The sequence below is a fragment of the Nocardia sp. NPDC056952 genome, assembly GCF_042674185.1.
Lineage (GTDB): Bacteria > Actinomycetota > Actinomycetes > Mycobacteriales > Mycobacteriaceae > Nocardia.
In genome coordinates, this window is sequence record NZ_JBHURA010000001.1 from 243,153 (window position 1) to 259,139 (window position 15,987).

Annotated in this window: 13 protein-coding genes; 10 read left to right on the top strand and 3 right to left on the bottom strand. The window is 68.0% G+C overall.

The genetic code is table 11. The annotated features are described in order from the left end of the window. Positions 1 to 118 precede the first annotated feature (118 nt). The 3 genes from ACFTS5_RS01155 to ACFTS5_RS01165 all read left to right on the top strand — a co-directional run bounded on the left by ACFTS5_RS01155 (position 119) and on the right by ACFTS5_RS01165 (position 6,116). Positions 119 to 1,867 (top strand): proline--tRNA ligase, encoded by a 1,749-nt coding sequence (locus tag ACFTS5_RS01155; RefSeq protein ID WP_378626509.1) that lies wholly within the window; start codon positions 119 to 121, stop codon positions 1,865 to 1,867. Positions 1,868 to 2,197: 330 nt separating this feature from the next. Next, a complete protein-coding gene (locus ACFTS5_RS01160) occupies positions 2,198 to 4,243 on the top strand; it encodes an NACHT domain-containing protein (RefSeq protein WP_378626510.1) in 2,046 nt (681 codons plus the stop codon). Positions 4,244 to 4,364: 121 nt separating this feature from the next. Beyond that, positions 4,365 to 6,116, top strand: a complete 1,752-nt coding sequence (locus tag ACFTS5_RS01165; protein WP_378626512.1) for an acyl-CoA dehydrogenase family protein — start codon at positions 4,365 to 4,367, stop codon at positions 6,114 to 6,116. Positions 6,117 to 6,174: 58 nt separating this feature from the next. Here ACFTS5_RS01165 and ACFTS5_RS01170 read toward each other — a convergent pair whose 3' ends face one another. Both ACFTS5_RS01170 and ACFTS5_RS01175 read right to left on the bottom strand, forming a co-directional pair. After that, the gene (locus tag ACFTS5_RS01170; RefSeq protein WP_378626513.1) at positions 6,175 to 6,606 is read right to left on the bottom strand and encodes a ferritin-like domain-containing protein; all 432 of its coding nucleotides are present in this window, start codon (positions 6,604 to 6,606) and stop codon (positions 6,175 to 6,177) included. Continuing rightward, complete coding sequence (locus ACFTS5_RS01175) at positions 6,603 to 7,310, bottom strand: hypothetical protein (RefSeq protein ID WP_378626514.1); 708 nt, start codon at positions 7,308 to 7,310, stop codon at positions 6,603 to 6,605. The genes ACFTS5_RS01170 and ACFTS5_RS01175 overlap by 4 nt, the downstream gene beginning before the upstream one ends. Before the next feature lie 231 nt (positions 7,311 to 7,541). On the opposite strand from ACFTS5_RS01175, the gene rimP reads away from it, so the two are divergent. From rimP to ACFTS5_RS01210, 7 genes are all read left to right on the top strand, one after another. Further along, complete coding sequence (gene rimP, locus ACFTS5_RS01180) at positions 7,542 to 8,171, top strand: ribosome maturation factor RimP (protein WP_378626515.1); 630 nt, start codon at positions 7,542 to 7,544, stop codon at positions 8,169 to 8,171. After that, positions 8,168 to 9,196 (top strand): transcription termination factor NusA, encoded by a 1,029-nt coding sequence (nusA, locus tag ACFTS5_RS01185; RefSeq protein ID WP_378626517.1) that lies wholly within the window; start codon positions 8,168 to 8,170, stop codon positions 9,194 to 9,196. Before rimP ends, nusA begins: the two co-directional genes overlap by 4 nt. Before the next feature lie 69 nt (positions 9,197 to 9,265). After that, complete coding sequence (locus tag ACFTS5_RS01190; protein ID WP_101468594.1) at positions 9,266 to 9,577, top strand: YlxR family protein; 312 nt, start codon at positions 9,266 to 9,268, stop codon at positions 9,575 to 9,577. 108 nt (positions 9,578 to 9,685) lie between these two features. Beyond that, positions 9,686 to 12,703 carry a translation initiation factor IF-2 gene (gene infB, locus ACFTS5_RS01195; RefSeq protein WP_378626518.1) on the top strand — a complete coding sequence of 1,006 codons (3,018 nt, stop codon included), beginning with the start codon at positions 9,686 to 9,688 and terminating at the stop codon, positions 12,701 to 12,703. Between the two features lie 92 nt (positions 12,704 to 12,795). Continuing rightward, on the top strand, positions 12,796 to 13,089 hold the full coding sequence (locus ACFTS5_RS01200; RefSeq protein WP_378628258.1) for a DUF503 domain-containing protein: 294 nt from the start codon (positions 12,796 to 12,798) through the stop codon (positions 13,087 to 13,089). A gap of 13 nt (positions 13,090 to 13,102) precedes the next feature. Further along, on the top strand, positions 13,103 to 13,549 hold the full coding sequence (gene rbfA / locus ACFTS5_RS01205) for a 30S ribosome-binding factor RbfA (RefSeq protein WP_378626520.1): 447 nt from the start codon (positions 13,103 to 13,105) through the stop codon (positions 13,547 to 13,549). A gap of 119 nt (positions 13,550 to 13,668) precedes the next feature. Next, positions 13,669 to 14,667, top strand: a complete 999-nt coding sequence (locus ACFTS5_RS01210) for a bifunctional oligoribonuclease/PAP phosphatase NrnA (RefSeq protein ID WP_378626521.1) — start codon at positions 13,669 to 13,671, stop codon at positions 14,665 to 14,667. A 1-nt stretch (position 14,668) separates the two neighbouring features. Here ACFTS5_RS01210 and ACFTS5_RS01215 read toward each other — a convergent pair whose 3' ends face one another. Further along, positions 14,669 to 15,835 carry an MFS transporter gene (locus ACFTS5_RS01215; RefSeq protein WP_378626522.1) on the bottom strand — a complete coding sequence of 389 codons (1,167 nt, stop codon included), beginning with the start codon at positions 15,833 to 15,835 and terminating at the stop codon, positions 14,669 to 14,671. Positions 15,836 to 15,987: the final 152 nt, after the last annotated feature.

Genomic DNA, 15,987 nt, shown 5'->3' on the forward strand with positions numbered 1-15,987 from the left:
TTTGTAATGGGTAACCTGATATGCGGTCTTTTGTCGGAACCGGTTTTCGGCGGCTGGCGGGCGCCCAGGTGGTATTCGGCTGTCGTCCTGCCCGGACCAGGGACTACCCTGTGCATCCGTGATCACCCGCCTCTCCCGCCTGTTCCTGCGCACCCTGCGAGACGATCCCGCCGACGCCGAGGTGCCCAGCCACAAACTGCTCGTTCGCGCCGGCTACGTCCGCCGGGTCGCCCCCGGTGTGTACTCGTGGCTGCCGCTCGGTCTGCGCACGCTGCGCAAGATCGAGGACGTGGTGCGCCAGGAGATGGACGCCACCGGCGCCCAGGAGATCTCGCTGCCGGCGCTGCTGCCGCGCGAGCCCTACGAGACCACCAACCGGTGGACCGAGTACGGGCCGGGCCTGTTCCGGCTCAAGGACCGCAAGGGCGGTGACTACCTGCTCGGGCCCACCCACGAGGAGCTGTTCGCGCTCACGGTCAAGGGTGAGTACAACTCCTACAAGGATCTGCCGGTCACGCTCTACCAGATCCAGACCAAGTACCGCGACGAGGAACGTCCCCGCGCGGGCATCCTGCGCGGCCGCGAGTTCGTGATGAAGGACTCCTACTCCTTCGACATCGACGACGACGGTCTCACCAACAGCTACGCCACCCACCGCAAGGCCTATCAGGCCATCTTCGAACGGCTCGATGTCGAGTACGTGATCGTGGCCGCCACCTCCGGCGCCATGGGCGGCAGCGCGTCCGAGGAGTTCCTCGCCGCCAGCCCCGTCGGTGAGGACACCTACGTGCGCTGCGTCGAGTCCGGCTACGCGGCGAACGTGGAAGCCGTGGTCACGCCCGCGCCCGCGCCGCTGCCCATCGAGGGTCAGGCCGCCGCGGTCGAATACGACACCCCGAACACCCCCACCATCGCGACGCTGGTCGACTGGGCCAACGAGGCGAAGGTCCTCGACCGCACGGTGACCGCCGCCGACACGTTGAAGAACGTGATGGTGAAGCTGCGCCACCCCGACGGCAAGACCGAGATCCTCGGCATCGGCGTCCCCGGTGACCGCGAGGTCGACGACAAGCGTCTGGGCGCCGCCGTCGAACCCGCCGAGGTGGAACTGCTCACCGAGGCCGACTTCGCCGCCAACCCGTTCCTGGTGAAGGGCTACATCGGCCCGAAGGGCCTGGCCGCCAACGGTGTTCGCTACCTCGTCGATCCCCGCGTCGTCGACGGCACCGCCTGGATCACCGGCGCCGACGCGGCGGGCAAGCACGTTGTCGGCCTGGTCGCCGGCCGCGACTTCACCCCCGACGGCACCATCGAGGCCGCCGAGGTCCGCGACGGCGATCCCTCGCCCGACGGCGCGGGCCCGCTGGTGTCCGCCCGTGGCATCGAGATCGGCCACATCTTCCAGCTCGGCCGCAAGTACACCGACGCCTTCGACGTCGACGTGCTCGGCGAGAACGGCAAGCCGGTCCGCCTCACCATGGGTTCCTACGGCATCGGCATCTCCCGCATGGTCGCGGTGATCGCCGAACAGCAGCACGACGAGAAGGGCCTGCGCTGGCCCGCCGAAGTCGCCCCGTTCGACGTGCACGTCGTCATCGCCAACAAGGACGCCGCCGCCCGTGACGGCGCCGAACACGTCGTCGCGGGCCTGGACGCCGAAGGCCTCGAGGTCCTCTTCGACGACCGCACCGCCTCGCCCGGCGTGAAGTTCAAGGACGCCGAACTGCTCGGCATGCCCTGGATCCTGGTCATCGGCCGCGGCTGGGCCGAAGGCAAGGTCGAACTGCGCAACCGCTTCACCGGCGAAGCCGAGGAGATCCCGGCCGAAGACGCCGTCAGCGCGGTCACCGCTAAAATCCGCGGCTGACTTCCGATCCAGCTAGGCGCCTCTGCTGCTACGGCGGCTAGCTGGATTGGGTGGACCCCCAAATCGCTGACCGTTGCGGAGTGACGATCGCCTGAATCCGATATCGGTCGGGGATGCGGAAATGCGTTGTGGCCGGTGGCGGAATCCGGTCGAGCTCCTCGGGATGGATCCGAAAGGTTTGTGACCACCCGACTTCCGTCGCCGCGTCGCTTAGGCGTCCTGCCTGGTTCGGGTCCGGGCAGGACTCATGCTCTCACCGAGCGAAGGTAGGCTGTCGGTGGGTTACATCGGGGGGCTGCCTTGCCAACGCGTGACAATTCCGAATTTGTCGTGTTCGCTGTCGTATCCGCTGCCGCGTTGCTCTCCGCCGGATATCTGGGTAAGAAGTTGCTCCCTGGCGCGCAGCTCGGTGATGTCGATCCCGCCTCGCTGGTCGGCGCGCTGGTCTCGTTGGCGGTCGCGGTCATCTCGGCGTGGTTCGGTCGGCGAGCTCTGGTGGTCACCGAGTTGGCCCAGGCGTGGAATGACGCCGATGCTGCGGGAGTTGCCGACCGACTTGCTCCTGAGGTGCGTGCGGTGGAAATCGCGGCCCGCGCGGCGCTGGTGGGCTTGGGCAAGCGAATCAACGTCACGTTTCGGGTGCAGCTCGCGCATAGCGCTGCCTTGCCTGGGTCAGTGGGAGCGCTCGCAACTGTGGGGGACTACTACCGTGGCGTCCGGCCTGGCCGGCTGATCATCAGTGGGGTCGGCGGTGCCGGGAAAACCGTGCTTGCACTAGAACTGATGCTCGACCTGTTGAAGTCACGTAGCGACGGCGAACCAGTCCCGGTGCGAGTCACAGCCGCGACCTGGCCGACTGGGTTCAGCGTCGAGGAATGGCTGGTTCGACACCTCGTCGATACCTATGCACTGCGGCACGCTGCAGCGCGATCGCTGCTCAATGCCGGGCTCGTGCTTCCGGTGGTGGATGGGCTGGACGAGATGGCCGACGACGCACCTGAACTGGACTCGCGTCCAGCCGCGCTCCTCCGGGCCCTCGATGAATTTCATGATTCCGAGGGACTCGCGCCGCTTGTCCTCACCTGCCGTACTGAGCAACTAGGCTCGCTTGCCGACATTGGTGTGCGGCTGCGTGATTCGGCGACGATTGAGATCGTCGGACTCTCGGCTGCCGAAGCGCAGTTGTATCTCCAAACAAGTGTCGACGACCCGGCACGCTGGCAGCCAGTGTTGGCAAAGCTGCTTTTCGAGCCAACCGGGCTCCTGTCGACTGCGCTGGGCACCCCGTGGCGCCTCTCTTTGGTGCGCCAGGTCTATGAGCGTGACACCCAGGGCGGGTATCAGCATGATCCACTTGAACTCGTCAATACCACATGGTCTGGACCCGACCACCTGCGTGATCATCTACTTTCTCTACTGATCCCCATCGCGACCGGCGATGCGGAGACCGCCCGGTATCATCCTGATCAGGTGCACCGTTGGCTTACCACTCTCGCTCGCGACTATCTGGGTCGTCATGGCGGGACTCAGGTAGGTGGTGTAGCAATCTCGGGGACCGATCTCGTCCCCCACCAGCTATGGCCCCTCGCCGGAGTGCGTTTCGTCCGGGGCGTCACGGTTGCGCTCGCGTGGCTTCTCCTGTCCGGCGCTCTGTGTGTCGAATTGCTGCGCGAAACGCCGAGACAGTCACCGACTTACATCGTCACGGTTGCTGGAGGTGCGGGCTTCTTGTTGGCACTGCTGATGTTGTTGGCAGCACTGACCAAGGCAGAGCCCAACAGATTTGTATGGACGTTTGCGACAAAGGTAGTGGGCAGGACGAAGCTCCGAAGGCTGAAGGTAGCGTCGCTGACCCTCTTTGCGGGAGTGTCCACGTTGGGATACATGTTGGTGGTTCTCGCGGATCGCAGCACAGCTGGGTGGCTACTCTGGGCAATTCCCCTGTGCAGCGTTGCGTTCGTGACAATCACGTTCGCCCGGGATGACGCGTCCATCAACGCGCGGAACCCGCGAGAGCTCCTCGGCGCGGACGCTCGTTTCATGGTGCTGCTCGCCATGGTGACGGGTGTGCTCATGGCTGTCCTGACCCAAGTTGCCCCCGCGCCACCTGTGTCGGTTGACGACTTCGGGCTGTTCATTGGTGCCGCGATCGGGGTGGTCATAGCCTGGACTATCGCCCCGGCATCGATCTACTACTTGGCTATGTTGCTGGGCACCCGGCGCTGGTCACGTCATCCGCTTCCTTGGGAGCTCGGGGACTTCCTCGAATGGAGCTGCGACCGCGGGCTGCTGCGGTCTGCTGGAGTCGCGTACCAGTTTCGGCACCGCGAGATTCAAGATTTTCTCGCCAGTCGGGGCAACCCGAACGTCGCGTGAAGGTCAGGCGAAGACACCGCGACAGCAGTATCCATTCAGGACTGTAGGAACCTACGCTTACGTAGGGGAAACATGCTGGTAGGCGGCCCGAGCCCGCGCCCGGCGCTGATAAGTTAACGGCATGACGAGTTCGCCCAGCCTGCTGTTCAACCCGGCCACCTACGACCCCCAGCATTTCGACGCGGAGACGCGGCGGCTGTTGAAGGCCACCATCGAGTGGTTCGAGTCCAAGGGCAAGGCGCAGCTGCTGGTCGAGGACCGCGACGCGGTATGGACGTCGGAGTTCCTCGAGTTCGTCGGCAAGGAAAAACTGTTCGCGACCTTCCTGACCCCGGCCGCCTACGCCGACGGCGACCCGAACAAGCGCTGGGACGCGGCCCGCAACGCGGCACTGGCGGAGATCTTCGGGTTCTACGGGCTGGCGTACTGGTACGCCGAGCAGGTCACCATCCTGGGTCTGGGCCCGATCTGGCAGAGCGACAACGAGATCGCCAAGCGCAAGGCCGCCGCCGACCTCGACGACGGTCAGGTGATGGCGTTCGCGCTGTCCGAGCGTGACCACGGCGCCGATATCTACAACACCGATCTGATCCTCACCCCGAGCGAGCCGGGCAGCGCCGACGCCGAGGCGGGCATCCTGTTCCGGGCGAGCGGCGAGAAGTACTACATCGGCAACGGCAACGTCGCCTCGATGGTGTCGGTGTTCTCGCGCCGCGCCGACGTCGAGGGTCCGGTGGGCTACATCTGGTTCGCCGCCGACAGCCGCCACGACGACTACCACCTGATCGAGAGCGTCATCCACGGTCAGATGTATGTCAGCCACTTCCGGCTGGAGAACTACCCGGTGACCGCCGCCGACCTGCTGCACGAGGGGCCGGAGGCCTTCTCGGCCGCGCTCAACACCGTCAACGTCGGCAAGTTCAATCTCTGCCACGGCGGCATCGGCATGGTCGAGCACTCGTTCTTCGAGGCCATCACCCACGCCAACAACCGCATCCTCTACGGCAACCCCGTCACCGACTTCGCCCATGTGCGTGGCAATTTCGTCGACGCCTACGCGCGGTTGATCGCGATGAAGCTGTTCAGCGACCGTGCCGTCGACTACTTCCGCAGCGCCTCGCTCGAGGACCGCCGGTACCTGCTGTTCAACCCGATGACCAAGTCCAAGGTCACCTCCGAGGCCGAGGTCGCGATGACCCTGCTGCTGGATGTGCTGGCGGCCAAGGGATTCGAGAAGGCCACCTACTTCGCGCAGGCCTCGCGCTACATCAACCACCTGCCGCGCCTCGAGGGCACCGTGCACGTGAACGTGGGCCAGATCCTGAAGTTCATGCCGAACTACCTGCTCAACCCGAAGGAATACCCGGCGATCGGCACCGATCTCGCCCCCGGCGACCAGCCGTTCTTCTGGCAGCAGGGTCCGGCGCGCGGCGCGGGCAAGGTGCAGTTCGCCGACTGGACTCCCGCCTACGAGCAGGCATCCGAGGTCCCGAACGTCGGCCGGTTCTACGAGCAGGCCCAGGCGCTGCGCAGCCTGCTGCTCACCGCGGCTCCCGATGCGGACCAGCAGAAGGACCTGGATTTCATGCTGACCATCGGCCACCTGTTCTCCACGGTGGTCTACGGGCAGCTGATTCTCGAGCAGGCCGAGCTCACGGGGCTCGACCGCGATGTGCTCGATCAGATCTTCGACTTCCAGATCCGCGACTTCAACGCCCAGGCGGCGGCGCTGCTCGGCAAGCCGTCGGTCACCGAAGCCCAGCGTGCCTGGGCGATCGGGGCCCTGCGCAGCCCGGTTGCCGACGCCGAGCGCTTCGGCCGGGTGTGGCAGCAGGTCGAGGCCTACGACGGCGCGTACGCGATGCGCCCGTAGTCGGGCCCTCGGTTCCGGGTAGATCGCCCGATCTGCCCGGAACCGCCGACTCGGTTCGCTACGCCCGTCCCGGGAAGGTGACGGTGACCGGGACCGAACCCAGAATCGTCTGCCAGCGAGCGCGGCGAACGGCGGCCTCGGTGAGAGCTTCCGTCGCGGTGGCGCGCACCACTTCGTCGGTCGCGTTCTCCACGACCGTGTACCACGCTGCCGCGCAATCGGTTTCGACGCTCACCGCGAGATGCGCCGCGGGGATCGGATCGTCGACCGGGGCGGGCGGGGTGTAGGCGGCACGGGGAGCGTCGGGTGCGGTGCCCTCCGCTTCGAGCAGTTCGACCGTGCTGTCCCGACGTGCTCGATGCGCGGCGCTGAACTCGGCGACCAGACGGGACCGGTCGGCATTGGCGTACGCGGCGATCAGGCCGTAGGAGTAGACGGCCGCGTACTCGGCATCGAGTGCGCTCTGCAAGGCCGTTCGCTGTTCGGTCATGTCAGCAGGACTCCTGCCTGGGTGGCGCAGGCCGCGCTGATCGACGCGAGAAGACCTGCGCGATAGCCGGATTCGGTGCGGGCCAGGGCGGCGGCGGACTGTTGCGAGCGGACCAGCTGATCACGCACTTGCGCGACGGTGGCCGGCTGCGCGGACGCGGTCTCGACCTCCGAGGCCGGGACCGGCGATCCGCCGGGGCCGGGCACGGTCACGGCGCCCGTGCGATGAACGGGCGTGGTGCCGTCGCCGTACACGCCGATCACCCGGTCGATTTCGGTGCGGAGCGCGTCGGCGTGCGCGGTGCGCTCGGTGGCGATCGTGCTCAGCGCGGCATTCGACTGGGGCGCCAGCGCGATCGCCGCGGTCGCGGCCGCGGCATCGGCGCGAGCCAGAACTTCTTGCGTGGCAAGAGGATCCGGCGCGTGCACGGTATCGTCCTCGGCGCAGGCGGCCAGCGTGGCCACCACGGGAAGGCCGATCGCGCTCGCGCCGACGAGTCGGAGCACGGTGCGGCGGCGCCAGGCAGGCCGGGTGTCGACCCGTACGGTCGCCGACGGCGAAAGCTGCTGTACCGGTGTGGGATGCGGCACTACCGCGGGGGGCGGCGACGCGGTCGCGCCGGTGGGAGCCGGCGTCGGCCCGGCGAGGTGCGCGGCGGCAGGCTCGACCCGTAACCGAGAGGGTTCGTGCCGGTCGGAACGCATGCCGGAAGGTCGCCCGGCTCTCGGCGGGACGGAATGGCGGTGGGGCACGTTGACCATGGTGCCAGATCTCACGCGGGTAGCTCGCACGCGTGCTGACAGGTCTCGGGCACGCCGAGTCGGACCGGTGCGTGGCGCTCAGCGCCTGGTCCTTTACACTCTCTGAGCGCGTTACGCTAGACCTTCGGCGTAGATATTTCCGATCGCGTCACAACTGAACCAGGAGCCGCCCATATGCCGATGCCCACCGAGGAAAGGGTGAGCCAGCTAGTCGCTGAGCTCGTCGCACGCCGGGGATTCGACCTCGAGGGCGTCGCGATCGCAGCCGCGGGCAACGGCGAGCTGGCTCCGGTTCGAGTGAAGGTCACCGTCGACAGCGACGGCCCCGCCGACCTGGACGCCATCGCCTCGCTCAGCCGCGAGATGTCCGAACTTCTCGATGCCGCAGGCGATTTCGGCGAAGCCGCCTATCTGCTCGAAGTGACGACTCCCGGCGTGGAGCGCCCGCTCACCACCGAACGGCATTGGCGGCGTGCACAGGGCCGCAAGGTCCGCGTGAAGCTGGCCGACGGCGCCGAGCGGATCGAGGGCAAGGCCCGTTTCGACGCGCGCGTGGGCCGGCTCGCCGACGACGCCACCATCGCGCTCGTCATCGGCGGCAAGGTGAAGCCACACCGCGTTCACGTTCCGGTCGCCGATATCGCCGAGGCTGTCGTCCAGGTCGAGTTCAACGCACCGGGCGCCGCCGAACTCGAGCTCGCGGGCGGTATCGCACCGGGCCGCCCGGTACCGGGCGAAGAACCCGCCGACCTCGCCGCACCAGGACAACACAGTGACACTCCCACCGAAGGGGTTGCGGAATGAATATTGAAATCGAAGCCTTGCGGGCGATCGTCGCCGACAAAGGTATCTCGATCGAGACCGTGATCTCGGCGATCGAGTCGGCACTGCTCACCGCCTACCGGCACACCGACGGCCACGAGGCCAACGCGCGCATCGACATCAACCAGAAGACCGGTGTGGTGCGGGTGATGGCGCGTGAGCTCGACGCCGACGGCAACCTCGTCTCCGAATGGGACGACACCCCGGAGGGTTTCGGCCGCATCGCCGCGACCACCGCCCGCCAGGTGGTGCTGCAGCGGCTGCGCGACGCCGAGAACGAGAAGTCCTTCGGCGACTTCGCCACCCATGAGGGTGAGATCGTCGGCGGTGTGGTCCAGCGCGACGCCAGGGCCAATGCCCGCGGCATCGTGGTGGTACGCATCGGCAGCGAGGCCAACGGCGCCGAGGGGCTGATCCCGCCCGCCGAGCAGGTACCGGGGGAGACCTACGAGCACGGCGACCGGATCAAGTGCTACGTCTACGGTGTCTCGCGTGGCCCGCGTGGTCCGCAGATCCAGCTCTCGCGCACCCACCCGAACCTGGTGCGGCGGCTGTTCTCGCTCGAGGTGCCCGAGATCGCCGACGGCTCCGTCGAGATCGTCGCGGTGGCGCGCGAGTCGGGACACCGCTCCAAGATCGCTGTCCAGTCCACCGTGCCGGGCGTGAACGCCAAGGGCGCGTGCATCGGCCCGATGGGTCAGCGCGTGCGCAACGTGATGAGTGAACTGGCGGGCGAGAAGATCGATATCATCGACTACGCCGAGGATCCGGCGACGTTCGTCGGCAATGCGCTCTCGCCGTCGAAGGTGGTTTCGGTCACCGTCGTCGATCCCGACGCCAGGGCGGCACGCGTGATCGTGCCCGACTTCCAGCTCTCCCTCGCCATCGGCAAGGAGGGCCAGAATGCCCGCCTGGCTGCCCGTCTGACGGGCTGGCGCATCGATATCCGCAGCGACGCGGCTCCGCAACCGGACGACTCCGCCCGGCCGGAAGCGCACCGTAGCTGATCCGAATACGTCGAATCCCGACCGGCGGATGACATGTTCGTAACTTCCGGAGGGGAGGGGTTCGTCGTTATGACCGGGTCACCGGTAGAGTGGGTACAGGACCGGCCCGCGCAATCCGTTCGCACCTGTATCGGATGCCGTCAGCGCGAGCCGTCTGCCGACCTGTTGCGGATCGTGGCGCAGCATCGGAACACCGATGTCGCGATTGTTCCCGATCCGCGGCGCAGACAGCCCGGACGGGGTGCATGGCTGCACCCCGTTTCAGTTTGTTTGCGTTCCGCAGAGCGGCGCCGAGCATTCGGCAGAGCCCTACGAGTGTCCGGAAATCTGGATATCTCAGCCCTGGAGCAGTACCTCGAGAACAGGCACGAGCACTCATGAGCACACCGTGAAGCACCAACGATGAACGTCCGTCGGAGATAACCCGAGGTCGTGCGGGCCCGCCTTACCTAGGCGGCGTCACTGCTCGGCCTCTCAGTGAGGAGAGCAGTGGCAGGCAAGGCCCGCGTGCACGAGTTGGCTAAAGAGCTCGGTGTCACAAGCAAGGAACTACTCGCGAAGCTCAAGGAGCAAGGCGAGTTCGTGAAGTCGGCGTCTTCGACGGTGGAAGCACCCGTCGCACGTCGTCTGCGCGAATCTCTGGCGTCGAAGTCCGCTCCGGCGGCCGATGCCAAGTCGGCGGCCCGTCCCGGCCCGTCGTCGGCAGCAGCAGCCCGTCCGGCTGCCAAGCCCACCCCCGGTGGCCCTCGCCCCGGTCCGCGTCCGGCTCCGGCCGCTCCCGCCCCGGCAGCCGCTGCCGCGCCGGCTGCGCCGAAGCCCGAACAGGCCGCTCCGGTCGAGGCCAAGCCCGCTACGCCGGCACCCGCGAGCCCCGCTCCGGCCGCCGCGCAGTCGGCTCCGGCCACCAAGCCCGCAGGCGCTCCCGCGCCCGGCCCGCGTCCGGCTCCCGCCGCGCCGCGTCCGGCACAGGCTCCCGCCGCAGGTCAGGCCCGTCCGGGTCAGGCGACTCCGGGTGCTGCCGCACCCGGCCCGCGTCCGGCCGGTCCCGGCCCGAAGCCGGGGCCCAAGGCTCCGCGCGTCGGCAACAACCCGTTCAGCTCGGCGCCCGATCGTGAGCGTCCGGCACCGCGTCCCGCCCCGCAGGGTGGCCCGCGTCCCACTCCGGGTCAGGGCGGTCCCCGTCCGGCTCCCGGTCAGGGTGGCCCGCGTCCCGCTCCCGGTCAGGGCGGTCCCCGCCCCGGTCAGGGTGGTCAGGGTCAGCGTCCGGCCGCCGCGCAGGGCGGCGCCCCGCGTCCCGGTGGTCCCCGTCCCAACCCGGGTTCGATGCCTCCGCGTCCGAACCCCGGTGCCATGCCCGCACGCTCCGCACGTCCCGGCCCCGCGGCCGGTGGCCGTCCGGGTCGTCCCGGCGGCGCTCCCGGCGGTGGCGGCGCAGGCCGTCCCGGTGGTGGCGGCGGCGGTGGCGGTTACCGCGGTGGCGGTGGCGGTGCCCCCGGCGCTCCCGGTGCCGGTGCCCCCGCGGCCGGTGGTTTCCGCGGTCGCCCCGGTGGCGGCGGCGGTCGTCCCGGTGGTCCCGGTGGCCGTGGTGGTGCCGCAGGCGCCTTCGGTCGTCCCGGTGGCGCGGTTCGCCGTGGCCGTAAGTCGAAGCGGGCGAAGCGCGCCGAGTACGAGAACATGCAGGCTCCCGCCGTCGGTGGCGTGCGTCTGCCCCGCGGCAACGGCGAGATCATCCGTCTCGCCCGCGGCGCATCGCTGTCGGACTTCGCCGAGAAGATCGACGCGAACCCCGCAGCTCTCGTGCAGGCACTGTTCAACCTCGGCGAGATGGTCACCGCCACTCAGTCGGTGAACGACGAGACCCTCGAGCTGCTCGGCGGCGAGATGAACTACGTCGTCCACGTGGTCAGCCCCGAGGACGAAGATCGCGAACTGCTGTCGTCGTTCGACCTCACCTACGGCGAAGACGCCGGCGGCGAGGACGACCTCGAGCACCGTCCGCCGGTCGTGACCGTCATGGGTCACGTCGACCACGGTAAGACCCGACTGCTCGACACGATCCGTAAGGCCAACGTCGCCGAGGGCGAGGCCGGTGGCATCACCCAGCACATCGGTGCCTACCAGGTGCTCACCAACCTCAACGACGAAGAGCGCCTGATCACCTTCATCGACACCCCGGGTCACGAGGCGTTCACCGCCATGCGTGCGCGTGGTGCGAAGGCCACCGATATCGCGATCCTCGTGGTCGCGGCCGACGACGGCGTCATGCCGCAGACGGTGGAAGCGATCAACCACGCGCAGGCCGCTGACGTGCCGATCGTTGTCGCGATCAACAAGATCGACAAAGAGGGTGCGAACCCGGACAAGATCAAGCAGCAGCTCACCGAGTACGGCCTGGTCACCGAGGAGTACGGCGGCGACACCATGTTCGTCAACATCTCGGCCAAGCAGGGCACCAACATCGACGCGCTGCTCGAAGCAGTGCTGCTGACCGCGGATGCCTCGCTCGACCTGCGGGCCAACCCGGACATGGACGCCCAGGGTGTCGCCATCGAGGCGCACCTCGACCGCGGCCGTGGCCCCGTGGCCACCGTGCTCATCCAGCGCGGCACCCTGCACGTCGGTGACTCGATCGTGGCGGGCGACGCCTACGGTCGCGTCCGTCGCATGGTCGACGAGCACGGCGCGGACGTCCACGCGGCGACTCCGTCGCGCCCGGTCCAGGTCATCGGTTTCACCTCCGTCCCCGGCGCTGGTGACAACCTGATCGTGGTCGAGGAAGACCGCATCGCCCGTCAGATCGCCGATCGCCGCAATGCGCGCAAGCGCAACGCACTGGCCGCTCGCAGCCGCAAGCGGATCAGCCTGGAAGATCTGGATGCCGCACTGAAGGAGACTTCGGAGCTCAACCTGATCCTCAAGGGCGACAACTCCGGTACCGTCGAGGCCCTCGAAGAGGCCCTGCTCGGGATCGAGATCGACGACGAGGTGCGTCTGCGCGTCATCGACCGCGGTGTCGGTGGCGTCACCGAGACCAACGTCAACCTGGCGTCGGCCTCGAACGCGATCATCATCGGCTTCAACGTCCGCGCGGAGGGCAAGGCCACTGAGCTGGCCAACCGCGAAGGCGTCGACATCCGGTACTACTCGGTGATCTACCAGGCGATCGACGAGATCGAGAAGGCCCTCAAGGGCATGCTCAAGCCGATCTACGAAGAGGTCGAGCTGGGCCGCGCCGAGATCCGCGCGATCTTCCGTTCGTCCAAGATCGGCAACATCGCCGGTTGCATGGTCACCTCGGGCTCGGTCAAGCGCAACGCCAAGGCGCGCCTGATCCGTGACGGTCGAGTGATCGCGGAGACGATGACCATCTCCTCGCTCAAGCGGGAGAAGGACGACGCTCCTGAGGTTCGCGAAGGTTTCGAGTGCGGTATGACCGTCACCTACAGCGACATCAAGGACGGCGACATCATCGAGGCTTACGAGCTTCGTGAAAAGCCGCGCGACTGATCAACGCAATACCGCTCGATCCACGCCGCATCCGATTCTTCGGGTGCGGCGTGGAGTCTTGCGGGAACCCATCTACCAGGAGGTGAGCACCGCTGTTCATCGGTGCGCTCGAATTCGATCTACTGCTCGGTGACGTGCATTCGCTCAAGGAGAAGCGGTCGGTGATCCGGCCGATCCTCGCCGAGCTGGGAAAGCGCTTCGGCGTGAATGCCGCCGAAGCCGGAGATCAGGACCTGCACCGCCGGGCACTGCTCGGCGTGGCCATGGTCAGTGCGGAAACGGGACACCTGAACGAGGTGCTCGACAAGTGTGAGCGGCACGTTGCCGCGCGTCCGGAGATAGAGTTGCTGGCAGTACGCCGCCGGATCTTCGGACCCGAAGACTAAGGGAGGTACCGCCATGGTTGATCAAGCCAGGGCACGCCGGCTCGCCAAGCGGATTTCCGCGATCGTGGCCACCGCGATCGAATACGAGATCAAGGATCCGCGGCTGCGGTTCGTCACCGTCACCGATGCCAAGGTGTCCGGGGATCTGCGCGAGGCGAACGTCTATTACACGGTGATGGGCGAGACCATCGACGCCGAACCCGACTACGCCGAGGCCGCCGCCGGGCTCGACGCGGCCAAGGGTGTGTTGCGGTCCAAGGTGGGTGCGGGTACCGGAGTGAAGTTCACCCCGATCCTGTCTTTCACTCTCGATAAGGTGCCCGAGGTGGCCCGCGAGATGGAAGAGTTGCTCGCGAGAGCTCGCGCCATCGACGACGAGGTGGCCAAGGTCGCCGCCAACGCCAAGCACGCGGGCGAGGCCGACCCGTACAAGGCCGATCGCGACGACGAAGACGAGTAGGCAGGCATGTCCGGTCAGCGCCCGCAGGCGGTAGCCCGAGTGACCACGCAGGGTGCGTCATCCTGCCCGGTGGCCACCGCCTTGTCGGGCCGACGACCGGTCCCCGTCGTGGACGCCGGATGACCAGCGTCCGCGACGGGACCGAACTGGGTACAGCCGTCGCCGCCTTGGCGGCGGCGCGCTCGGTGACGATCCTGTGCCACGTGCAGCCCGATGCCGACACCGTGGGGAGCGGGCTGGCGCTGGCGTTGGCGCTGCACCGGCGCGAGGTACCGGTGTGTGTGTCCTTCGCCGAGCCCGCTGAGCTGCCCGCTTCGTTGCGCACGCTGCCCGGTGTGCAGCTGGTGGTGCCGCCCGCGCAGGTGCCGGCCGAGGTGGACCTGCTGATCGTCGTCGACTGCGGCGCGCGCAGCCGTCTCGGCGCTCTCGCTGACCGATTACCCGGTGCGACAATGACATTGGTGATCGATCATCACCGGGCCAACGACGGCTTCGGCACCGTCGACCTGATCGACGAATCCGCGGCCTCGACCACCGAATTGGTGACCAGGCTCCTCGATGCGTGGGGCGTGGAGATCGACGCCCCCATCGCGCACTGCCTGTTCGCGGGCCTGGTCACCGATACCGGCTCGTTCCGCTGGGCCCGGTCCGGCAGCCACGCGATGGCCGAGCGCCTGCTCGCCACCGGCATCGACGGCACCGAGATCACCCGTGTCCTGCTCGACACCCACCCCTACGCCTGGCTCCCGATGTTGTCGAAGGTGCTGTCCACCGCTGTGGTCGTGCCCGCCGCCGCCGGTGTCGGCCTGGTCTACGCGCTCGTGCGCGCCGCCGATACCCACGACGTGGGCCCCGAAGAGGTCGAGAGCGTCATCGACGTCATCCGCACCACCGCCGAAGCGGGCATCGCCGCCGTCTTCAAGGAAGCCCGCGGCCAGAACGACCGCTGGACGGTCTCCCTACGATCGCGTGACTCCGCCCCCGGCCGCACCGACGGCATCGATGTCGCCGCGGTCGCCGGGGTTTTCGGCGGCGGCGGCCACCGCTTCGCCGCCGGCTACACCACCTACGGCAACGCCGAGGATGTCGTCCGCGCCCTGATCGCCGCCCTGGGCTGACCTAGGTCGCGGCGACGGACTTCTCGCGGCGCAGGCGCAGGGCCAGGGGGACGCCGAGGACGGTGGTGGTGGCGCAGAGGGTGAAGGCGAGGGCGGGCTGGTCTACGAGGAGGCCGGTCAGGCCCGCTACGACGAGACCGCCGAGATTGCCGGTCATCCAGATCAGGCCCGCGGCGGTGCCTTCCGCGGCGCCGGTGTGGCGTTCGGCCATGGCCAGCACGATCGGGAGGGCGGGGAGCAGGGTCAGGCCGATGAGGACGAAGGCCAGGAAGCCGGTGGCAAGGCCGGGGGCGAGGGCGACGAGCAGGCAGGCGGCGGCGCTGGCGGTGAGACCGACCATCACGGCGGGGAGTTCGATACCGCGGCGCAGGACCGCGACCGGGATCACCGCGCAGCCGACGACACCGGCGAGGACGTTCACCAGCAGCACGATGCTGGCCGCGTCAGCGCTCACGCCGGACGGTTCCAGCAGTGCTTGGCCATAGGTCGCCAGCGCGACGAACGTGCCGAAGGGGAAGAACACGGTGACGCAGAGCCGGCGCACATACCGGTCGCCGAGGGTCGCTCGGAGCGCGACGAGCGAGGTCGAAGTGCTCGCGGCAGGTCCGGTGCCCGCGCGCTTCAGTTCGACGGTCAGTGCGACCGCGGCCAGGGCGGCGAAGATCGTGCCGATCGCGGTGAGGGTGGTGAGCTGGCTTTGCGCGGGCAGCGCCGCGCCGAGTACGAACGCGGCGGCCATCCCGGCGAAGGTGCTCGCGGTGCCCACCGCGATACCGGTCGGCCGGTCCTTCTCGTCGAGATAGTGCCCCGCGATGCCGGTGATCGCGTTGAGCACCAGCGGTTGCGCGATGGCGACGACGGTCTGACCGATGAGCACGATCGCGAAACCGCCGTCGAGCAGGCGCAGGGCAGCACCGATCGCGGTGAGGACCGCGCCGGCGATCAGGCTGGGGCGGAACCAGCGATCGAGGGCGATTCCGGCGGGCACGGCGAGCACGACATAGAGCAGCGGGAACATGTTCGCCAGCCACCCGATCGCGGACTCGGACACACCGAAGTGCTCCGCCGCCACGGTCGTCACCGGCGCGTAGGTGAGCCACACCAGCTGGGTGGCAGCGCCGACCAGGGCGAACGCCGTGATCACCCGCCATCGCTGCACAAACACCATGGTCGATCCTGAGTTGTCCGGGCGAACCAGGCGTCCGCGGTATGTCATCGTTCCACCCGAGCTGGGCAGACGACCAGTATCGTCACTCATCCTGCCTGTCGTCCACACTTCGTACCGCGATTTCGTGCCGATGGGTAAGTGTGTCCGCGATC

Excerpts from the sequence above, each read along its gene's own strand:
- ACFTS5_RS01165 (WP_378626512.1), top strand. The coding sequence starts at position 4,365 with ATGACGAGTTCGCCCAGCCTGCTGTTCAACCCGGCCACCTACGACCCC.
- ACFTS5_RS01210 (WP_378626521.1), top strand. The coding sequence starts at position 13,669 with ATGACCAGCGTCCGCGACGGGACCGAACTGGGTACAGCCGTCGCCGCC.
- ACFTS5_RS01215 (WP_378626522.1), bottom strand. The coding sequence starts at position 15,835 with ATGGTGTTTGTGCAGCGATGGCGGGTGATCACGGCGTTCGCCCTGGTC.
- nusA (WP_378626517.1), top strand. The coding sequence starts at position 8,168 with ATGAATATTGAAATCGAAGCCTTGCGGGCGATCGTCGCCGACAAAGGT.
- rbfA (WP_378626520.1), top strand. The coding sequence starts at position 13,103 with ATGGTTGATCAAGCCAGGGCACGCCGGCTCGCCAAGCGGATTTCCGCG.
- rimP (WP_378626515.1), top strand. The coding sequence starts at position 7,542 with ATGCCGATGCCCACCGAGGAAAGGGTGAGCCAGCTAGTCGCTGAGCTC.
- ACFTS5_RS01175 (WP_378626514.1), bottom strand. The coding sequence starts at position 7,310 with ATGCGTTCCGACCGGCACGAACCCTCTCGGTTACGGGTCGAGCCTGCC.
- ACFTS5_RS01170 (WP_378626513.1), bottom strand. The coding sequence starts at position 6,606 with ATGACCGAACAGCGAACGGCCTTGCAGAGCGCACTCGATGCCGAGTAC.
- ACFTS5_RS01190 (WP_101468594.1), top strand. The coding sequence starts at position 9,266 with ATGACCGGGTCACCGGTAGAGTGGGTACAGGACCGGCCCGCGCAATCC.